The sequence below is a fragment of the Mesorhizobium sp. WSM4989 genome, assembly GCF_029625795.1.
Taxonomy (GTDB): domain Bacteria; phylum Pseudomonadota; class Alphaproteobacteria; order Rhizobiales; family Rhizobiaceae; genus Mesorhizobium.
Genome location: NZ_JARTVN010000001.1, coordinates 699808 through 717088 on the forward strand (window position 1 = coordinate 699808; position 17281 = coordinate 717088).

Consider the following 17281-nt stretch of genomic DNA (forward strand, 5'->3'; position numbering starts at 1 on the left):
TGTGCGTTGGTTGGTATAGAGTCTCGGCGCGCGCTGGGCAACGTCATGCCGCCCGTGGTCAGATGGAATCAATGTGGCGCTTGTTCGGCGGGCACTGCCTCGATGATCACAAAGGCTTGAGCAAGTGGAAAATCGTCGGTGATGGTGAGGTGGATCAGCGCATGGTGGCCCTTGGGCAGGATTTTTTCCAGCCTGGCGGCAGCGCCGCCGGTGAGCGCCATGGTGGGCGCTCCGCTGGGCAGGTTGACCACGCCCATGTCGCGCCAGAAGACGCCCTCGGCCATGCCGGTGCCAAGCGCCTTGGCGCAGGCCTCCTTGGCGGCGAAGCGCTTGGCGTAGGAAGCGGCACGGGCCGCGCGCTTCTCCGACTTGGCCTGCTCGACCTCGGTGTAGATACGCTGGATAAAGCGCTGGCCGTGCCGTTCCAGGGACTTCTCGATACGTCTGATGTCGATCAGGTCACTGCCGATGCCGATGATCATTCCGCGGGAACTTCCCGTCCGCCCTGCCGGGCCTTCCTGGCTCGCTCGGTCATTCGCCGCTGCCGTTGCGCGCGAAAAGCGGTCATGCCCCACCGCGTGACACCATAGAAGACGAGCCCAAAGACCAAGCCGAGGGGCACCGCGCCGAGAAGCATCGGCTCCAGGATCGGGTGCCACAGCTTGGCGAAGGAAAGCGTGTGCATCATTTCCCCGAGATGCTCCGGCGGCCCATGCCTGGGCAGATGTTCATGCAGGATGAGCTTGCCAGTCTCCCAGGACGCGCCCCAGAGCAGCGGGAAGGACAGCGGATTGCCGAAGAACACCGCACCGAGGGCTGCCGCCACCAGATTGCCGGCGATCACCCAGCAGAGCACGGCGGCGATGATGAAGTGGAAGCCCAGCGGGAAGAAGGAGGCGAAAACGCCTGCCGCGACTCCGGCGGCCACCGAATGGGGCGTCGCTTTCAGCCGCAGAATGCGCTTGGAGAAATACTGAACGGAGCGCGAGAACGAGCGGCGCGGCCATAGGTAAGTACGCACCCGCTCCAGGAGGCCATCAGGCTCTCGGCGTCGAAAAAGCACTCTGTTTCGGTTCCTGGTCCAACACACGCTTCCCTGCCAGCCGGGTCGCGCCAACATTATCTTGCGCTTCACCGGCGCAGGAAGGCAACAAAACTTTGCTATAGCGGCGATTGCCAGACCACGGAACAGCGAAACGTCGCCGCGATGGTCTGCCGCAGGCTCTTCCATGAGCGCCATTCCGGCGAAACTGAGGAAGACTGGGCAAAGCATGTTTGGCCATTCGTCCTTGCGCGACCGCGGCGCCGAGGTATCGGACGCGGTCAGCCTGGGCTTTTCAGCTAAGTTCGATATTCGCTGACCTCGACCAGGTTGTCGTCGGGATCGCGGAAATAGACCGACATCATCCTGCCGCGAGCACCGGTGCGCTCGACCGGACCGACTTCGACCGCCACACCGTTGGCTGCGAGGCTGGCGCGGATGTCGGCAAGAGGCACCGCAGCAATGAGGCAGAAATCGCCGGAGCCCGGCGTCGGCGCCTTCGCCTTCGGCTCAAAGGTGCGAGCGACCTCGTGCAGATTGATCTTCTGCGATCCGAACAGAAGCGCGGTCGGCCGGCTCGGCTCGTCCAGCCGCCGCATGCCCAGCACGCGCTGATAGAAGTCGCAAGTCGCTTCGACAGACCGGACCGTCAGGACGAAATGATCGATGCCGGCTATCATGGGGCCTCTGCGCGCTTCGCTGGCAAAGAGATTCAACCGGCACCCTCAGGTGCTTGTTTTCATTCATCGCCAGGTCAGATATTTCGGCTTCCCGGCTTAACGGCAGGGATGGCGGCAAGTTCCGGCGGCAGGCGGTCGGGCGGGTAGGCCGGCACCTCATATTCGGCGAGCGCAATCAGCGGCACGCCGACATCGGTCTTGCCGGCCGAGCGGTCGATGATGCAGGCGGCCGCCACCACCTCGGCGCCGAGCTGGCGCAGGCAGTCGATGGTCTCGCGAATCGAGAGACCCGTGGTGACGATGTCCTCGACAATGACGACGCGCGATCCCTTTGCGATCTCGAAGCGACGCAGTCGGAACTCGCCCCCTTCCCGCTCGACCCAGACCGCCGGCGCGCCGAGATGGCGCGAGGTCTCGTAGGCCGGGATCAGGCCGCCGATCGCCGGGCCGACGACATAGTCGATCCTGCCCGGCACCGCCTCACGAATCTTCTCGGCCAGCGCCTTGCACAGGCGCTCGGTCTTGTCGGCATGCATGAAGACGCGCGCCTTCTGCAGGAAGATCGGGCTGCGCAGTCCGGACGTCAGGATGAAGTGCCCCTCGAGAACCGCGCCGGCCTCGCGGAAAATGCCCAGCACTTCATCGGTGTTCATTGTTCGCTCCATGCTCTTGGCGAGTGGTGAGTAATGAGTAGTGAATAGAATAGCGATGAGTGAATGGTGAATGGTAGTGATAGGCAACCTAATTCACTATTCACTATTTACTATTCACCCATTCACACGCCGTGCGTCGCTGACGCTCGAATTATCCTTGAGCTGCGACAGCAGCCGGTTGAGGTGCTTCAGGTCCCAAACCTCGAGGTCGATCAGCATCTCGGTGAAATCGGGCGCGGTGCGCACCATCGACAGCGTGTGGATGTTGGCATCGTTAGACGCGACGACCTGCGCGATGTCGGCGAGCGAGCCCGGCGCATTGATGGCTGTGACCGAGATGCGGGCCGGGAAGCGCTCCTTGGTACGCTCGTCGATGTCCCAGCGCACATCGATCCAGCGCTCGGGCTGGTCGTCGAAAGCCTGCAGGGCCGGCGACTGGATAGGATAAATGGTGATACCGGTTCCTGGCTGAATGATGCCGACGATGCGGTCGCCGGGCACCGCCCCTTCCGGCGCGAAGCGCACCGGCAGGTCGCCGCGCACGCCGCGGATGGGCACCGCACCGTCGCGCTGCTGGTCCTTGCCCTTGCGCGCGGCGCGGCCGGGCATCTGGAACAGCATGCCCGCGGCGTTGCGGATCTTGGACCAGCCTTCCTCGCGCTGCTTGGGCGCCGCGACCGTGACGCGCTCGTCCTTGTAGTCGGGGAAGACTGCTTTCATGACATCGGTCGAGGCAAGCTCGCCGCGGCCGACAGAGGCCAGCACGTCCTCTATATCCTTGCGCGCCAGGCGATGCAGAACCGGCTTCAGGCTTTCCTTGGTGAAGTTCTTGCCGGCGCGCTCGAAGGCGCGTTCGAGGATGCGGGCGCCGAGCCCGGAGTATTGCTTGCGGATGGCATTCTTGGTGGCGCGGCGGATGGCGGCGCGCGCCTTGCCGGTGACGACGACCGATTCCCAGGCTGCCGGCGGCACCTGCGCCTTGGAGCGGATGATCTCGACCTCGTCGCCGTTCTTCAACTCCGTCATCAGCGGCATGATGCGGCCGTTGACCTTGGCGCCGACACAGGTGTCGCCGACATCGGTGTGGACGGCATAGGCGAAGTCGATGGGGGTGGCGCCGCGCGGCAGGGCGATCAGCATGCCCTTGGGCGTGAAGCAGAACACCTGGTCCTGGAACAGCTCGAGCTTGGTGTTTTCCAGGAAATCCTCGGGATTGTCGCCCTCGGCCAGTTGCTCGATGGTGCGGCGCAGCCAGGCATAGGCGTTGGTCTCCTTGGAGATCGCGTGCGCTGCGCCGTTCGGCTTGCCGCCGCTGTCCTTGTAGATCGAATGCGCGGCAACGCCGTATTCGGCGATCTTGTTCATCTCGCGGGTGCGGATCTGCAGTTCGACGCGCTGGCGCGAGGGGCCGACAATGGTGGTGTGGATCGAGCGGTAGTCGTTCTGCTTCGGCGTCGAGATGTAATCCTTGAAGCGCCCGGGCACCATCGACCAGGTGGTGTGGATGGCGCCAAGCGCGCGGTAGCAGTCCTCGACGGTGTCGACGACCACACGGAAGCCGAAGATGTCGGAGAGCTGCTCGAAGGAGAGCGCCTTGGCCTCCATCTTGCGGAACACCGACCACGGCTTTTTCTGCCGGCTCTTGACGCCGGCTTTGATCGCGTGTTTTTCGAACAGGCCGGACAGCGCCTTCTCGATCTCGTCCAGCACCCCCTTGTTGCGCTCGAAGATCTCGGCGAGCCGCGCGGTGACGGCGCGATAGGCTTCCGGATTGATGTAGCGGAAGGCGATCTCCTCAAGTTCCTCGCGCATGCCTTGCATGCCCATGCGGCCGGCGAGCGGCGCATAGATGTCCATCGTCTCCTCGGCGATGCGCAGGCGCTTGGACTCGGGCATATGGTCGAGCGTGCGCATGTTGTGCAGGCGATCGGCGAGCTTGACCAGCAGAACGCGAATATCCTCGGAGATCGCCAGCAGCAGCTTGCGCAGGTTCTCCGCCTGCTCGGCCTTCTTGGAGACGAGGTCGAGCTTCTTCAGCTTGGTCAGTCCCTCGACCAGCTTGCCCATCTCGGGGCCGAACAATTCATCGATCTCGGCCCTAGTGGCGGTCGTGTCCTCGATCGTGTCGTGCAGCAGGGCAACGGCGATGGTCGCCTCATCCATATGCATCTCGGTGAGGATGGCCGCCACTTCCAGCGGATGCGAGAAATAGGGATCGCCCGAGGCGCGCTTCTGGTGGCCATGCTTTTGCATGGCGTAGACATAGGCCTTGTTGAGCAGCGCCTCGTTGACGTCAGGCTTGTAGCGCTGCACGCGCTCGACAAGCTCATACTGACGCATCATGGGCGAAATCTCGCGGTGATGAAATGATTGATGCGCCGCACCGGCGTGCGACGCATCCCATAGATAGCCACGAAACTGACGATACGGAAGTCCCGGATGCTTGATCCAGGCCCGTGTCCAAGAGCTTAGTAGTCGTCGCTCTTTTCCGGCGGCACCAGACCCTCGATGCCGGCGAGCAGGTCTTCCTCGCTCATGCGGTCGAAGGCGATGTTCTCTTCGGCATCGTCGGTGTCGGCACCAGCGGTGGCAGCGCCGGTCTGGTCGGCGATGGCCTCGCCCTCGGCCTCCGGCTCGTCGACCTCCACATGCTTCTGCAGCGAGTGGATCAGGTCTTCCTTGAGGTCGTCCGGCGACAGCGTCTCGTCGGCGATCTCGCGCAGCGCAATGACCGGATTCTTGTCATTGTCGCGAGGAACGGTGATCTGCGCGCCCTGGCTGATCTGGCGGGCACGGTGGCCGGCGAGCAGCACGAGCTCGAAACGGTTGTCGACCTTGTCGATGCAATCTTCAACGGTTACGCGGGCCATGGACTGCCCCTTTCATGCGTGGATTTGATGGAAAACTGGCGGGCTCCATAACAAGGACGCCGCCGAAATACAAGCTTTATGGCGGGCACCGCCGAAGCACGAGCCCCTGCCCGGCTCAATATCGGACTTCGCCTTGCTTACCTGGTGCCGATCACAATTGCTTGCAATGCGCGCCCTGCCCTTGGATATCCATAAATCTGGCGTTATCTCGAAAGGGGCGGGAAGAGGGACCATTATCGGGCCTACCCGTCACGTCCTTTTAGACGACAGAAATTTTTGAAAAGGGATATTTTTCAATGTTCGATCCCCGTGAAAAGATCGCTCTTTTCATCGACGGCGCCAACCTCTACGCCACCTCGCGGGCGCTGGGCTTCGACATAGACTACCGCAAGCTTCTGTCGAGCTTTCAGAAACGCGGCTACCTGCTCAGGGCCTATTACTACACCGCGCTGGTCGAGGATCAGGAATATTCCTCGATCCGGCCGCTGATCGACTGGCTGGACTATAACGGCTTCAAGGTGGTGACCAAGCCAGCCAAGGAGTTCACCGACTCGACCGGCCGGCGCAAGATCAAGGGCAACATGGACATCGAGCTCACCGTCGATGCGCTGGAGCTTGCCGATGTCGTCGACCACTATGTCATCTTCTCCGGCGACGGCGACTTCCGCACGTTGGTCGAGGCGCTGCAGCGGCGTGGCCGCAAGGTTTCGATCATCTCGACCATGGCCTCGCAGCCGCCGATGATCTCCGACGACTTGCGCCGCCAGGCCGACCACTTCATCGACCTCATGACGCTGAAGAACGAAGTCGGCCGCGATCCATCGGAACGGCCGGTCCGCCGGCCTGAGCCTGCTGAAGCCGACGAGGACGATTATTGAGCGCGGCAGCCTTGAGCGCCGCGCCCTCCCCCGAGCCTGACCGCGATTGTCCGCTTTGCCCGCGGCTGCACGACTTCATCGCCGCCTGGCGCCAGCGCGAGCCGGGCTGGTTCAATGCACCGGTGCCGACCTTCCTGCCGCCGGAGGGCGAGGACTCGGTCAGGCTCCTCATCGTCGGGCTGGCGCCCGGCCTGCGCGGCGCCAACCGCACCGGGCGTCCCTTCACCGGCGACTATGCCGGCGACCTGCTCTACGCAACTTTGATCGCCCAAGGGTTGGCGCGCGGGGAATTCAAGGCCAGGCCCGATGACGGGCTGGAGCTCGTCGGCACCGCGATCACCAATGCGGTGCGATGCGTGCCGCCGGAAAACAAGCCGGTGGGCGCCGAGATCGCCACCTGCCGCACCTTCCTCAAACCGACGATCGCGCGCTTTGCCAACCTGCGGGCCATCCTGACGCTGGGCTCGATCGCGCATCAATCGACGGTGCGGGCGCTGGGCGGGCGAGTCGCCACCCTTCCGTTCCGCCACGGCGGACGCCAGCAGGCCGGCGGCATCACGCTGTTCTCCAGCTATCACTGCTCGCGCTACAACACCAACACCGGTGTCCTGACGGAAGCGATGTTCGTCGATGTCTTCAAGGAGATAGCAGCCTTCCTGAAGAGCTAGGGTCCGGCGCCGCGGCAAACAACTCCGACAGCCTCGCCGGCCCGCCCTTCAGCACATTCAGGTCCACGTCGCCGTCGATGCCGTCGACACGGCCTGTGTCGAGATATTGCCAATAGACCCAGTCGTCGTCGTTCAGCGGCCCCCGCACAGAGCGCAGCCAGCGCTGGCGAACCGCGATATGAGCGGCATAGGTCGGTGCCGTCTCATCGGTAATATAGAGAATGGCCGGCTTGCCGTAAGCCGCCTCGACCGGGCCAAGGAATGCCAGCAGTTCGGCGTTCAGCTCGGCGGGCGAAGGGCGTCGCGGACAATTGCCGTGGAACTCGATGTCGACTACCGGCGGCAAGAGCTGCTCGCCGCGCGGCACGACCGAGATGAAATTCCTGGCCTGGTCGGCACCCGGGCGGCAGAAGGTGAAGAAATGATAGGCGCCCACAGCGAGGCCCGCCGCGCGGGCCTGGCGTAAATTCTCAGCAAAGGCATCATCGACATAATCACCACCTTCCGTCGCCTTGATGATGGCGAAAACGACATCGTCGGCCGCGACGCGCGGCCAGTCGATCCTGCCCTGGTGATGCGAAACATCGATGCCCCTTAAGGGGAATTTGCCGCGATCCGGCGGGAAAGCACGGTGCCGGAAGAAGCCCTCTGCCCATGTGGCAAGCGCCAGAAAGACGAAAGCCAGGGCCAGGGCAATCAAGCCGTTCCTCAAGCCTTGGCTCCCTGCTCGCCTTGCCCGCATATCGAAGGTGGCTTTATCCGCGCTCCTTAAGGAGCCGTCCCTTCTCGCGCGACCAGTCGCGCTGCTTTTCGGTCTCGCGCTTGTCGTGCAGCTTCTTGCCGCGGGCGATGGCGAGCAGGAGCTTGGCGCGGCCGCGATCGTTGAAATAGATTTTCAGCGGCACCAGCGTCATGCCTTCGCGCTCCACGCTCTGGGCAAGCTTAGCCATCTCGCGCTTGCTGACGAGCAGCTTACGGCGCCGGCGCGGCTCGTGGTTGAAGCGGTTGGCCTGGAGATATTCCGGCAGATAGGAATTGATCAGCCAGATCTCGCCGCCTTCGGCGGAGGCGTAGCTCTCCTGGATGTTCGCCTGGCCCTGGCGCAGCGACTTGACCTCGGTGCCGGTCAGCACCAAGCCGGTCTCGATCGTGTCGAGCACCTCGTAGGAAAAGCGCGCCTTGCGGTTTTCGGCGACCGTCCTGTTGTTGGGGTCGGCTTTCTTGACTTGATTCATAATGCGGAGAGGTGGCGCCTCATCCCTAATTAATCAAGCCGGCGTGCTTCAGCGCCGCGTCGAGCTTCTCGGCGGTCGAAGCTTCGACCGTCACCAGCGGCGAGCGGACCACGTTCTCGACCTTGCCCAGCTTCGACAGGGCGTATTTGGCGCCGGATACGCCGGGCTCCACGAAAATTGCTTTATGCAGCGGCAGGAGACGATCCTGCAGTTCTAGCGCCTTGGCGCTGTCGCCGGAGAGCGTGGCTTCCTGGAACTCGGCGCAAAGGCGCGGCGCGACATTCGACGTCACCGAGATGCAGCCGACGCCGCCATGCGCATTGAAGCCGAGCGCGGACGCATCCTCACCGGAAAGCTGGATGAAATCCTTGCCGCAGGTCATGCGCTGTTCCGAGACGCGCTCGACCTTGCCGGTCGCATCCTTTACGCCGGCGATGTTCTTGAAGTCGTGGCGCAGCCTGCCCATCGTCTCCGGGGTCATGTCGATCACCGAGCGCGGCGGGATGTTGTAGATGATGATCGGCAGCTTGGTTGCCCTGGCAACGGCTGCGAAATGCTCGTAGAGGCCGCGCTGGGTCGGCTTGTTGTAGTAAGGCGTGACGACCAGGGCTGCATCGGCGCCTGCCTTTTCGGCATACTGCACCAGGCCGACGGCTTCCTCGGTGTTGTTGGAGCCGGCACCGGCCACAACTGGAACCCTGCCCCTGGCGACCTCGATGCAGACCTTGACGACATTGCGGTGCTCGTCATGCGACAGCGTCGGCGACTCGCCGGTGGTGCCGACGGGCACGAGGCCCTTGGTGCCCTCGGCGATCTGCCATTCGACAAACGCGCGAAAGGCTTTCTCGTCGAAACGCCCGCTCTTTTCGAACGGTGTCACGAGCGCAGTCAGCGAGCCTCTCAGCATATTGTCCAAACTCCTTGGGACTTTGTTGGTCCAAGCATGTCGTTCTCCCAAAGCCGGGTGCCCACTTTGGGCGACATGCATCAGCGTTTTGTCGATGCGTAAATTCCCGCGCCTTCTAATCGAAAGCGAAGCCGCGCACCATAGTCTCGACACGGTTCAGCGGCAAGCATTGCTGTAGTGCCAGCAAGCGTAATTCGAACGGCCTCGATAACCTTTTGTTTACGAGCCTTTCACGACCTAAGTTTAGGCTCCGGGTCGGCCTCGAAGGCCCTGCCTGCTGACAATGTGCCGGGGTGGAACATGCCGACAAATCGGCCTCATCTGTTCGCGCTTTTGAGCGCGGTCGTCGCGCTGATACCGGGTATGGCGATCGGCGGCAGCGTGGACGTGCGCGTGACGGCGGCGATTGCCGCGCCGGGCTCGCCGTCGGCCGCGGACCAGGCGCAGCAGCCTCAGCCCCCGGCCAGCATCGCGCAATTGAAGAGCGGTCTCGACGCGCTCGCGGTGAACAACATCGCCGCGGCGCGCAATGCTCGCGACACGCTGCCCGCCACCTCGCTCGACCGGCACATTCTGGCCTGGGCGATCGCGCTCTATGGCGGCGACCAGGTGCCGAGCGGCGAAATCGCCGATGCCGCCAAGATGCTGCCTGGATGGCCGGGCACGATCGCGCTGCGCAGGAACAGCGAGCGCGCGCTCTATCGCGAGAACCCGCCGCCGCAAGTGGTGGTGCGGGCCTTCGGCCGCAGCCAGCCGCTGACGCCGGAAGGCGTGATCATCCTTGCCCGCTCGCAGGTGGCGCTGGGCGATCAAGCGGCGGCGCGCGCGGTGCTGGTGCCCTTCTGGCGCACGGAGAAGCTGGATGCCCAGGACGAAACTTCCATCATCAAGGAATTCGGCACGCTGATCCCTGCGGCCGATCATCGCTATCGCATGGAGCGCATGTTCTATGCCGACCGGCCGTCCTCGGCGCTGCGCGTCGCCGGCATTGCCGGCGCCCAGCAACTGGCGGATGCCTGGGTGGCGGTCGATAAAGGCGAAAAAAACGCGGCGAAACTGTTGAAGGCGGTGCCGGCGGCGCAGCGTTCGGCCGGCTATTTCTTCGCCGAGGCAGAATATCTGCGCAAGCAGCAAAAACTTGCCGATGCCGCGGCAGTCGTGATGAAGGCGCCGACCAATCGCGACGCGCTGGTCGATCCCGATGCCTGGTGGGTGGAGCGGCGCGTTCTTTCGCGCGAGCTGGTCGATCAGGGCGACATAAAGACCGCCTACAAGATCGCCTCCATGCATGCGGCCGAAAGCGCGGCCAGCGCCGCGGAAGCCGAGTTCCATGCCGGCTGGTATGCATTGCGCGGTCTCAACGACCCGGCAGCAGCCGCCTCGCATTTTTCACGCATCGCCGAGCTCGCCCAGGGACCGGTGTCGCTGTCGCGCGCCTATTACTGGCTTGGCCGCGCCGCGGAAGTCGGCGGCCCGGGCAGCGCCAAGGACTATTTCACCCGGGCCGCCAGCTACGGCACCACCTTCTACGGCCAGCTTGCCGGCGAGCGTGTGGGCCTCAGAACCTTGAGCATCGTCCATCCCACGCCCAGCGCGGCCGACCGCCAAAGCTTCGAGGGCCGCGAGGCGGTGAAAGCGATCAAGCGGCTGCAGGAGGCAGGGTATGACCGCTATGCCGAGACGCTCTACCGCGACCTCGCGGGGCAGCTGACCAGCCCCGGCGAGCTTGCGCTGCTGGCGGGGCTTGCCGAAAAACAGGGCAACCATTTCATGGCGCTGAAGGTCGGCAAGATCGCCGCCCAGCGCGGCATCGATGTGGGTGCGCTTTCGCATCCGTTGGGTGTCATTCCCGATTCGGCCGATATCTCCGGCTCCGGCAAGGCGCTGGCCTATGCCATCGCCCGCCAGGAGAGCGAGTTCAATGTCGCGGCGATTTCCAGCGCGGGCGCGCGCGGCCTCTTGCAGTTGATGCCGGGTACCGCCAAGCAACTGGCGAAGAAGGCCGGCATGACCTTCTCGCAAACGCGGCTGACGACCGATGCCGGTTACAACGCGACGCTGGGGTCAGCTTTTCTCGGCGAGCAGCTCGACCGCTTCAACGGCTCCTATGTGCTGACTTTCGCGGGGTACAATGCCGGCCCAAACCGCGCCGCCCAGTGGGTGGCGAAATACGGTGATCCGCGCGGCAAGGACGTGGACGCCGTCGTCGACTGGGTCGAGCGGATCCCCTACACGGAAACAAGAAGTTACGTGCAGCGCGTGATGGAGAATTATGAAGTCTACAAGATGCGTATTTCCGGCAGATACGACATCGTCGGGGATCTGGTGAACGGGCGGAGTTGATCGCCGTGGGGCGTATGCAAGCCTCAGGTTGGCGATCCTTCGCGCCCCTCTGTCCTGCCGGACACCTCCCGCACTTGGAGATTGGCAGTTTCGCTGCCGGCTCGTTCATGCCGCTTTGGCGATGGGTAAAAGCTTAGATGACAGTCAAATCCCCTTGCGGGGAGATGTCCGACAGAACAGAGGAGATGCTGTCCCGCCAGCGTGGCAAGGTTGTGTAACGTGCCTTCCCATCATTTGACCGCGGCCGCCCTCGCCTGTAGCTGTCGGTCACCTCAGCGAGGAGCAGCATACCGATGGCGTGCGACGGTTTCTCCGACTTCTTCTATGCCGCACCCGATGGGCTGAAACTGCATGCCCGCATTTATGGCGAGGCGAACGGTGGCTGGCCGATCGTTTGCCTGCCCGGCCTCACCCGCAATGCGCGCGACTTCCATGAGCTCGCGCTTTACCTCTCCGGCAAGGCGAAGACGCCGCGCAAGGTCGTCGCTTTCGACTATCGCGGCCGTGGCCGATCCGACTACGATCCCGACATCAGCCACTACAATGTCGGCGTCGAAGCCGGCGACGTGCTCGCTGGCTTGTCAGCGCTGGGTATCGAAGAGGCTGGCTTCATCGGCACCTCGCGCGGCGGACTGATCATCCATGTGCTCGGCGCGCTGAAGCCGGCCGCGTTGAAAGCCATTGTCCTCAACGATATTGGCCCGGTGATCGAGGCGGAAGGTCTGGCCCATATCCGCTCATATCTCGATCGCGCGCCGAGGCCGAAGACATTCGCCGAGGCGGTCGACACGCAGCGGCGCGTGCATGGTGCCGGCTTCCCTGCGCTCACCGATGCCGACTGGGCGCGTATGGTTGGCGCCATCTGCCGCGACACGGATGCCGGGCTGGTGCCCGATTTCGATCCTGCCCTGGTCGAGACCCTGGCCAATGTCGACTTCAGCAAGCCACTGCCGGATCTTTGGCCACAGTTCAACGCGCTTGCCGCCGTGCCGTTGCTCGCCATACGCGGCGGCAATTCGACGCTTCTCTCCACCGCGACGATCGAGGAGATGGCAAAGCGTCATCCCGGCATGGAGACGATCACGGTGGAAGGCCAGGGACACGCGCCCTTGCTGGAAACCGGCAACCTGCCGAAGAAGATTGCGGATTTCCTCGATCGCGCCGAAGTCAAGTCCACGTAAAGTAAAGCCCGAGACTAACTCCGCCCCGGGGCTGTTTTTGAAATATAGATTCCCGGCGCGTGGCGTGCCGCCTATTTGCCCTTCGAGCTCTTGCGGCGTGCCTTCGCCGGCACCGAGCCGCTCTCCTTGCGGGCGGCTTTGGCGGATGAAGGCGTGGTCAACGGAGACGCAAACACCGAGTTCTCTGCCGGCCGCGGCGCCTCTTCGGCGCGCGGCTTCTCGAGCACCACGACGCACCCATCGAGGTCGTTGGTGGCGAGGTGCGCGTAACGCATGGTCATCGAAAGCGTCTGGTGGCCGAGCCACATCTGCACGCGCCGGATATCGATGCCGCCCTGGACGAGTCGCGAAGCGCAGGTGTGGCGCAGGATATGCGGCACCACCTGCTCATCGGCGCCAAGACCGACTTCGGCCTTCGCCTCGTTCCAGATGGCGCGGTACTGTGCCTGCGTGAGCTTGGTGAACGGACCCTTTGGCCGGCGGCCTTCGGTGGTCGGCGGCAGCTTGATCACCTCCTTGACCCGTTCGGTCATCGGGATGGTGCGGCTGCGGCCCGACTTTGTGATCCAGAAGCTGACGCGGTGTTCCTGGATGTCGTTCCAGATCAGGCCGAGCGCCTCGCCGAGACGGCAGCCGGTGTCGACTAGGAAGACGGAAAGCCTGTAAGCATCCTCGCTGCGGCTCTTGATGGCGGCGAACAGCCTTGTCTCTTCGTCCCTTTCGAGGAAACGAATCCGTCCCGCCCGCTCCTTCTGGCGGCGGAACTCGGGCAGGCTGTGGATATCTCCCATCTTATGAGCCTTGCGCAGCAGCTTGCTGAGTGCAGCCATCTTGCGATTGATGGTTGCGTTGCTGTTCCCGCGCTGGCGCAAGGTACCGATAAGACTGTCCAGGGTGTTCTGGTCAAAGGTGCTGAAACGCTCTCCCAGAAGGATCTCGTCTATTTCACCAATGAATGAGCTGACATTGTATTTATGCCGCCCATCATCCCAGAGTATATCCCGGTATGCTGTAAAGAGCTCACTGACCCTGTACGATTTTACTTCCCGGATCTTGTTATAGGTGTACCTAAACTTCGAATTCTGAGAAGAAAATACCGCAAAATGACCAGAGGGCTCCCCCTCTTGAATCGCTTCATTCGACATTTTTAGCCACACCCCCTGTGGTTAAGGGACCAGCCCTAACCGCTCGGGAGCATCCTTTCAAGAGTTTTCGAGTCTGGCCTCCGACCCCATCCGCCACGGCGGATCCCACAAAGTCGCTCTACAGACCCGATCAGCTTACCGTATCACCCCCATCCTTTCGTTGCGTTGATCCATCGCGAAAAGCAAGACGGCCCGGGCATAGAGATGCCCGGGCCGGATTTCATGTTGTTGCAGTCCAGCCCTTAGAAGGAGCGCTGGAAGCGGAGGATACCGCCGACGCTGTTCTTCTTGTCAGCGTTGGTCCAGTTACCATAAATGGTCGGGGTATCGAAGTTCCCATAATGGTTCCAGTCAACTTCGGCCGTGACCGTGAAGCCGGGGACAACGTCGTAGGCAACGTTTGCCGCGACGCCGTAATTCTTGTCGTCGTCACCCGACACCTGGAGGTTGAACGAGGTCTTCTCGTTGAACTTATAGGTGCCGCCAGCCCACCAAGCCCAGTTACCGCCCCAGATCTTGTAGAAGCCGCGACCATTAGCGTCGATGAAATTATCATCGTTGAGCTTGCCGTCGTTGCCATAGCCAAACATGCCGAACAGCGAGATCTGGTCATTGACGTTGACGTCCAAGCGAACCTTGCCGGTCACCTGTTCGTAATTGCTGTCATAAGCCAAAACACCGGTGACGGCGCCCCAGCCCTGCGTCCACTTCACACCGCCGACGACATGCGGAACATAGCTGTCGATGGTGTAAACGTCGCCGTAGCCCTCTTCGAGAGAGACCACAGCCGAGAAGCCGTTGCCGGCGTCGAAATAGTACTGCACGACGTTGGTGTCGAAGCCACCGTAAGGAACGATCGTGTCCTGGATGACGTTGCCGGCATAGCCGATGAACGTATCGAAGGCCGATTCGTCCTTACCGACGCGGAGACCGCCGAGCTGGATCCAGGCGAAGTTCAGCGACACGTCTTTGTTGCCAGCCGGATTGGTGGTGGTGACGAGGCCATCCCTGCCGCTACCATTGCCGAAGTTGAAGCGGGTCTCGGTGTAGGTCTTCAACGTGCCGAGCTCGGTTTCCTGGCCGGTCCAGGTCTTCAGCGTAAAGCGAGCATTTTTCTTCCACGTGCCGTTCTCGTCGCCATCGATCTTGTCGAGAGCCTTGGCACCATCGAACGAGCCAACATCGCCGAAGCCAATGTCGTATCGAACATAGCCGCCGATGCGCAGGCAGGTCTCGGTGCCGGGGATGTAGAAGTAGCCCGAACCGTACACGTCGCAGATCTTGACGTATTCAGCCGGTTCCGGCTCGGCGACGGTCACCGCGTCGGCGGCGCGAGCACCGGAAACTGCGATCAGGGCCGCAGCTGAGCCGAGAAGAAGGCTCTTGATGTTCATTTTCTGACCTCCAGTCAAAAGTTAAAAAACGGGTCTGGGTATTTTTTGCTGAAGGACAGCGTTCCCTGCCCCATCCCCACTTACCGAAAAAGATGCGCACCGCGCCGCTCCTTCGAACGTGACCTTTACCCAGGCGGCGGCGGCGTTCAACCATGATCGTATCGGCAGAAGCCCAGTCCGGACGCTATCCCCGAACGTTGTTGCACAAATGACACGATTTGGCCTCACTCCGAAAGTTCTCATTAACCATTAAGGCCTTGCGGCCGGTCGAATCCGGCGATGAGCGGCCGAAATTGCGGCGCCAGCGTGCGAGTCGCCGGGCAGGGAATCGCCATGGAATCGCCGCATGGGAACACTCATCCTGCTGCCGGCGTCGAATTTTCAGCGATTACGGCACGGGCTTGTTGATTGTGCCGCCGCTTTTCTTTATCCAGCGGCGCGACGGAGAGGTGGCCGAGTGGTCGAAGGCGCTCCCCTGCTAAGGGAGTAGAGGTCAAAAGCTTCTCGTGGGTTCGAATCCCATCCTCTCCGCCATCCTGCTTCGCGCTGCGCGCTTCGCAGGACAAGCCCTACAGTTCGTGCGAAGCAGGATGGCGGAGAGGATGCCCTCCGAAGCCTTGGCGAAGGAGGGCCGGTCCGTGTGGTGCGTATACCTGATTGAGAGCGAGGCTTTCGTAGGCGAGCGTTATTTCGGCATAACATCGGCGACGAATTGCTGAGCATAACGCCGGAAAGTCCAGTCACACTTCCAAATTTCTCCCGTGGCGAATCGTGACCTACATGGCCTTTTCAAGCCGAGCAAAGGCGACTTCGTTCGAGCGCTATCTCAAATCGGGATCCGGGCACGCGTTCGCCAGCAAACGTCTGTGGTAGCGGCCACTCGGAAAAAATACAACAATAACAAAGCACTGACACCGGTGACAGTCGAGTGAAATCGACGCTGCCGTTCGATTCTGACTGGAGGTCAGAAAATGAACATCAAGAGCCTTCTTCTCGGCTCAGCTGCGGCCCTGATCGCAGTTTCCGGTGCTCGCGCTGCCGACGCGGTGACCGTCGCCGAGCCGGAACCGGCTGAATACGTCAAGATCTGCGACGTGTACGGCGCCGGCTACTTCTATATCCCCGGCACCGAGACCTGCCTGCGCATCGGCGGCTATGTCCGCTACGACGCCGCTGGTGGCGACATCGGCTCGTTCGACGGCGCCCGCACGAGCGACGTCGTAATCGGCAAGGACCAGGGCACATGGTTCAAAAACACCCGCTTCACGCTCAAGACCTGGACCGGCCAGGAAACCGAGCTCGGCACGTTGAAGACCTACACCGAAATGCGCATGAATTTCGGCAACCGCAACGGGGACTTTGAGTACAATGAAGCCGGCAACAAGACCTTCGACCTGCACTTCGCCTGGGTTCAGCTCGGTGGACTGCGCGTCGGTCTCGACGAATCGGCTTTCGACACCTTCGTCGGTTACGCCGGCAACGTCATCAACGACACGCTGGTCCCCTACGGCGGCTTCCAGACCAATGAAATCCAGTACTACTTCGATGCCGGCAACGGCTTCTCGGCAGTGGTCTCGCTGGAAGAGGGTTCGGGTCGATATGACGGGGCAATTGGCACGATCGACAGCTATGTTCCGCATGTCGTCGGCGGCGTGAAGTACACGCAGGGCTGGGGCGACATCGTCGGTGTCGTTGCCTACGACAGCAACTACGAAAACGTATCCGGCAAGGTTCGCCTGGATGTGAACGTGACCAACGAACTGTCGCTGTTCGGCATGTTCGGTTACGGCAGCGACGGCAAGCTTGGCGATGTTGGACTAGCTCGCTCCTTCTACAAGCCATGGGGCGGCCATTGGGCCTTCTGGGCCGGCGGCACTTACAAGTTCAGCGACAAGGCCTCCTTCAACCTTCAGGTGTCGGGCGATCAGTTCAAGAACTACGGCATTGCAGCTAACGTTGCCTACACCGTCGTTCCCGGCCTCACCATCACGCCCGAAGTTGACTTCCTCCACAATGGCAGGTTCGGCGATCTGGACAATTCCAACTGGACCGGTGCCACCAAGAAGAACAGCGTCGGCGGTATCATCCGTTTCCAGCGCGACTTCTAGAACCAGATATTTTCTGGGGAGACAGGAAAACCCGGCGGGCAACCGCCGGGCTTTTTTTTGTTTTAAGTGCATGTCGAGGTCCCCAATCGCTGCGCAGTTTGGGTGTTGCAGCAAATGTCCGAGCCGCCTTTGGCGTTCGACACGATATCGGCGTAGCGGCTGTGGAGAGCTCCTAAA

16 protein-coding genes, 1 tRNA gene and 1 pseudogene are annotated in these 17281 nt (G+C 62.2%); 7 read left to right on the forward strand and 11 right to left on the reverse strand.

The window, feature by feature from the left end:
• Window positions 1–68 precede the first annotated feature (68 nt).
• The 6 genes from acpS to rpoZ all read right to left on the reverse strand — a co-directional run bounded on the left by acpS (window position 69) and on the right by rpoZ (window position 5245).
• A complete protein-coding gene (gene acpS / locus P9217_RS03595; RefSeq protein WP_067321104.1) occupies window positions 69–482 on the reverse strand; it encodes a holo-ACP synthase in 414 nt (137 codons plus the stop codon).
• Window positions 479–1063 carry a DUF2062 domain-containing protein gene (locus P9217_RS03600; RefSeq protein ID WP_067321101.1) on the reverse strand — a complete coding sequence of 195 codons (585 nt, stop codon included), beginning with the start codon at window positions 1061–1063 and terminating at the stop codon, window positions 479–481. The genes acpS and P9217_RS03600 overlap by 4 nt, the downstream gene beginning before the upstream one ends.
• Window positions 1064–1341: 278 nt before the next feature.
• On the reverse strand, window positions 1342–1722 hold the full coding sequence (locus tag P9217_RS03605) for a VOC family protein (RefSeq protein WP_278086636.1): 381 nt from the start codon (window positions 1720–1722) through the stop codon (window positions 1342–1344).
• Between the two features lie 74 nt (window positions 1723–1796).
• Entirely contained in the window at window positions 1797–2375 is a 579-nt protein-coding gene (pyrE, locus tag P9217_RS03610; RefSeq protein WP_095823682.1) for an orotate phosphoribosyltransferase, read from the reverse strand.
• A 114-nt stretch (window positions 2376–2489) separates the two neighbouring features.
• Window positions 2490–4718, reverse strand: coding sequence for a bifunctional (p)ppGpp synthetase/guanosine-3',5'-bis(diphosphate) 3'-pyrophosphohydrolase (locus P9217_RS03615; protein ID WP_066997471.1), 2229 nt, complete (start codon window positions 4716–4718; stop codon window positions 2490–2492).
• A 125-nt stretch (window positions 4719–4843) separates the two neighbouring features.
• Window positions 4844–5245, reverse strand: a complete 402-nt coding sequence (gene rpoZ, locus P9217_RS03620; protein ID WP_067321093.1) for a DNA-directed RNA polymerase subunit omega — start codon at window positions 5243–5245, stop codon at window positions 4844–4846.
• Window positions 5246–5541: 296 nt separating this feature from the next.
• Here rpoZ and P9217_RS03625 point away from each other — a divergent pair, with 296 nt between their 5' ends.
• Together P9217_RS03625 and P9217_RS03630 are read left to right on the forward strand one after the other, a co-directional pair.
• Window positions 5542–6123, forward strand: coding sequence for an NYN domain-containing protein (locus P9217_RS03625; RefSeq protein WP_066997475.1), 582 nt, complete (start codon window positions 5542–5544; stop codon window positions 6121–6123).
• On the forward strand, window positions 6120–6791 hold the full coding sequence (locus tag P9217_RS03630) for a uracil-DNA glycosylase (protein WP_164747319.1): 672 nt from the start codon (window positions 6120–6122) through the stop codon (window positions 6789–6791). The genes P9217_RS03625 and P9217_RS03630 overlap by 4 nt, the downstream gene beginning before the upstream one ends.
• Here P9217_RS03630 and P9217_RS03635 read toward each other — a convergent pair.
• The 3 genes from P9217_RS03635 to dapA form a co-directional block, all read right to left on the reverse strand.
• Window positions 6760–7461 (reverse strand): glycoside hydrolase family 25 protein, encoded by a 702-nt coding sequence (locus P9217_RS03635; RefSeq protein WP_245322309.1) that lies wholly within the window; start codon window positions 7459–7461, stop codon window positions 6760–6762. The genes P9217_RS03630 and P9217_RS03635 overlap by 32 nt on opposite strands.
• 85 nt (window positions 7462–7546) lie before the next feature.
• Window positions 7547–8026 (reverse strand): SsrA-binding protein SmpB, encoded by a 480-nt coding sequence (gene smpB / locus P9217_RS03640; RefSeq protein ID WP_067321086.1) that lies wholly within the window; start codon window positions 8024–8026, stop codon window positions 7547–7549.
• Window positions 8027–8051: 25 nt separating this feature from the next.
• Window positions 8052–8933, reverse strand: a complete 882-nt coding sequence (gene dapA / locus P9217_RS03645; protein ID WP_095823685.1) for a 4-hydroxy-tetrahydrodipicolinate synthase — start codon at window positions 8931–8933, stop codon at window positions 8052–8054.
• Window positions 8934–9233: 300 nt separating this feature from the next.
• Between dapA and P9217_RS03650 the strand changes: the two genes are divergently transcribed.
• Window positions 9234–11276: a lytic transglycosylase domain-containing protein gene (locus tag P9217_RS03650; RefSeq protein ID WP_278086635.1), complete on the forward strand. Its 2043-nt coding sequence runs from the start codon at window positions 9234–9236 to the stop codon at window positions 11274–11276.
• A gap of 293 nt (window positions 11277–11569) precedes the next feature.
• The gene (locus P9217_RS03655; RefSeq protein WP_127324049.1) at window positions 11570–12457 is read left to right on the forward strand and encodes an alpha/beta hydrolase; all 888 of its coding nucleotides are present in this window, start codon (window positions 11570–11572) and stop codon (window positions 12455–12457) included.
• 71 nt (window positions 12458–12528) lie between these two features.
• Here P9217_RS03655 and P9217_RS03660 read toward each other — a convergent pair whose 3' ends face one another.
• Both P9217_RS03660 and P9217_RS03665 read right to left on the reverse strand, forming a co-directional pair.
• A complete protein-coding gene (locus P9217_RS03660; RefSeq protein ID WP_278086634.1) occupies window positions 12529–13602 on the reverse strand; it encodes a site-specific integrase in 1074 nt (357 codons plus the stop codon).
• A 242-nt stretch (window positions 13603–13844) separates the two neighbouring features.
• Complete coding sequence (locus P9217_RS03665) at window positions 13845–14996, reverse strand: porin (RefSeq protein WP_095777863.1); 1152 nt, start codon at window positions 14994–14996, stop codon at window positions 13845–13847.
• Window positions 14997–15439: 443 nt separating this feature from the next.
• On the opposite strand from P9217_RS03665, the gene P9217_RS03670 reads away from it, so the two are divergent.
• From P9217_RS03670 to P9217_RS03680, 3 genes and pseudogenes are all read left to right on the forward strand, one after another.
• Window positions 15440–15530 (forward strand) — tRNA-Ser (locus P9217_RS03670).
• 104 nt (window positions 15531–15634) lie between these two features.
• Window positions 15635–15869: pseudogene (locus P9217_RS03675) on the forward strand (GIY-YIG nuclease family protein).
• Between the two features lie 98 nt (window positions 15870–15967).
• Complete coding sequence (locus P9217_RS03680; RefSeq protein ID WP_278086633.1) at window positions 15968–17104, forward strand: porin; 1137 nt, start codon at window positions 15968–15970, stop codon at window positions 17102–17104.
• Window positions 17105–17281 lie beyond the last annotated feature (177 nt).

Excerpts from the sequence above, each read along its gene's own strand:
- P9217_RS03650 (WP_278086635.1), top strand. The coding sequence starts at position 9,234 with ATGCCGACAAATCGGCCTCATCTGTTCGCGCTTTTGAGCGCGGTCGTC.
- pyrE (WP_095823682.1), bottom strand. The coding sequence starts at position 2,375 with ATGAACACCGATGAAGTGCTGGGCATTTTCCGCGAGGCCGGCGCGGTT.
- P9217_RS03660 (WP_278086634.1), bottom strand. The coding sequence starts at position 13,602 with ATGTCGAATGAAGCGATTCAAGAGGGGGAGCCCTCTGGTCATTTTGCG.
- P9217_RS03680 (WP_278086633.1), top strand. The coding sequence starts at position 15,968 with ATGAACATCAAGAGCCTTCTTCTCGGCTCAGCTGCGGCCCTGATCGCA.
- P9217_RS03655 (WP_127324049.1), top strand. The coding sequence starts at position 11,570 with ATGGCGTGCGACGGTTTCTCCGACTTCTTCTATGCCGCACCCGATGGG.
- P9217_RS03625 (WP_066997475.1), top strand. The coding sequence starts at position 5,542 with ATGTTCGATCCCCGTGAAAAGATCGCTCTTTTCATCGACGGCGCCAAC.
- dapA (WP_095823685.1), bottom strand. The coding sequence starts at position 8,933 with ATGCTGAGAGGCTCGCTGACTGCGCTCGTGACACCGTTCGAAAAGAGC.
- smpB (WP_067321086.1), bottom strand. The coding sequence starts at position 8,026 with ATGAATCAAGTCAAGAAAGCCGACCCCAACAACAGGACGGTCGCCGAA.
- P9217_RS03605 (WP_278086636.1), bottom strand. The coding sequence starts at position 1,722 with ATGATAGCCGGCATCGATCATTTCGTCCTGACGGTCCGGTCTGTCGAA.
- acpS (WP_067321104.1), bottom strand. The coding sequence starts at position 482 with ATGATCATCGGCATCGGCAGTGACCTGATCGACATCAGACGTATCGAG.
- P9217_RS03665 (WP_095777863.1), bottom strand. The coding sequence starts at position 14,996 with ATGAACATCAAGAGCCTTCTTCTCGGCTCAGCTGCGGCCCTGATCGCA.
- rpoZ (WP_067321093.1), bottom strand. The coding sequence starts at position 5,245 with ATGGCCCGCGTAACCGTTGAAGATTGCATCGACAAGGTCGACAACCGT.
- P9217_RS03615 (WP_066997471.1), bottom strand. The coding sequence starts at position 4,718 with ATGATGCGTCAGTATGAGCTTGTCGAGCGCGTGCAGCGCTACAAGCCT.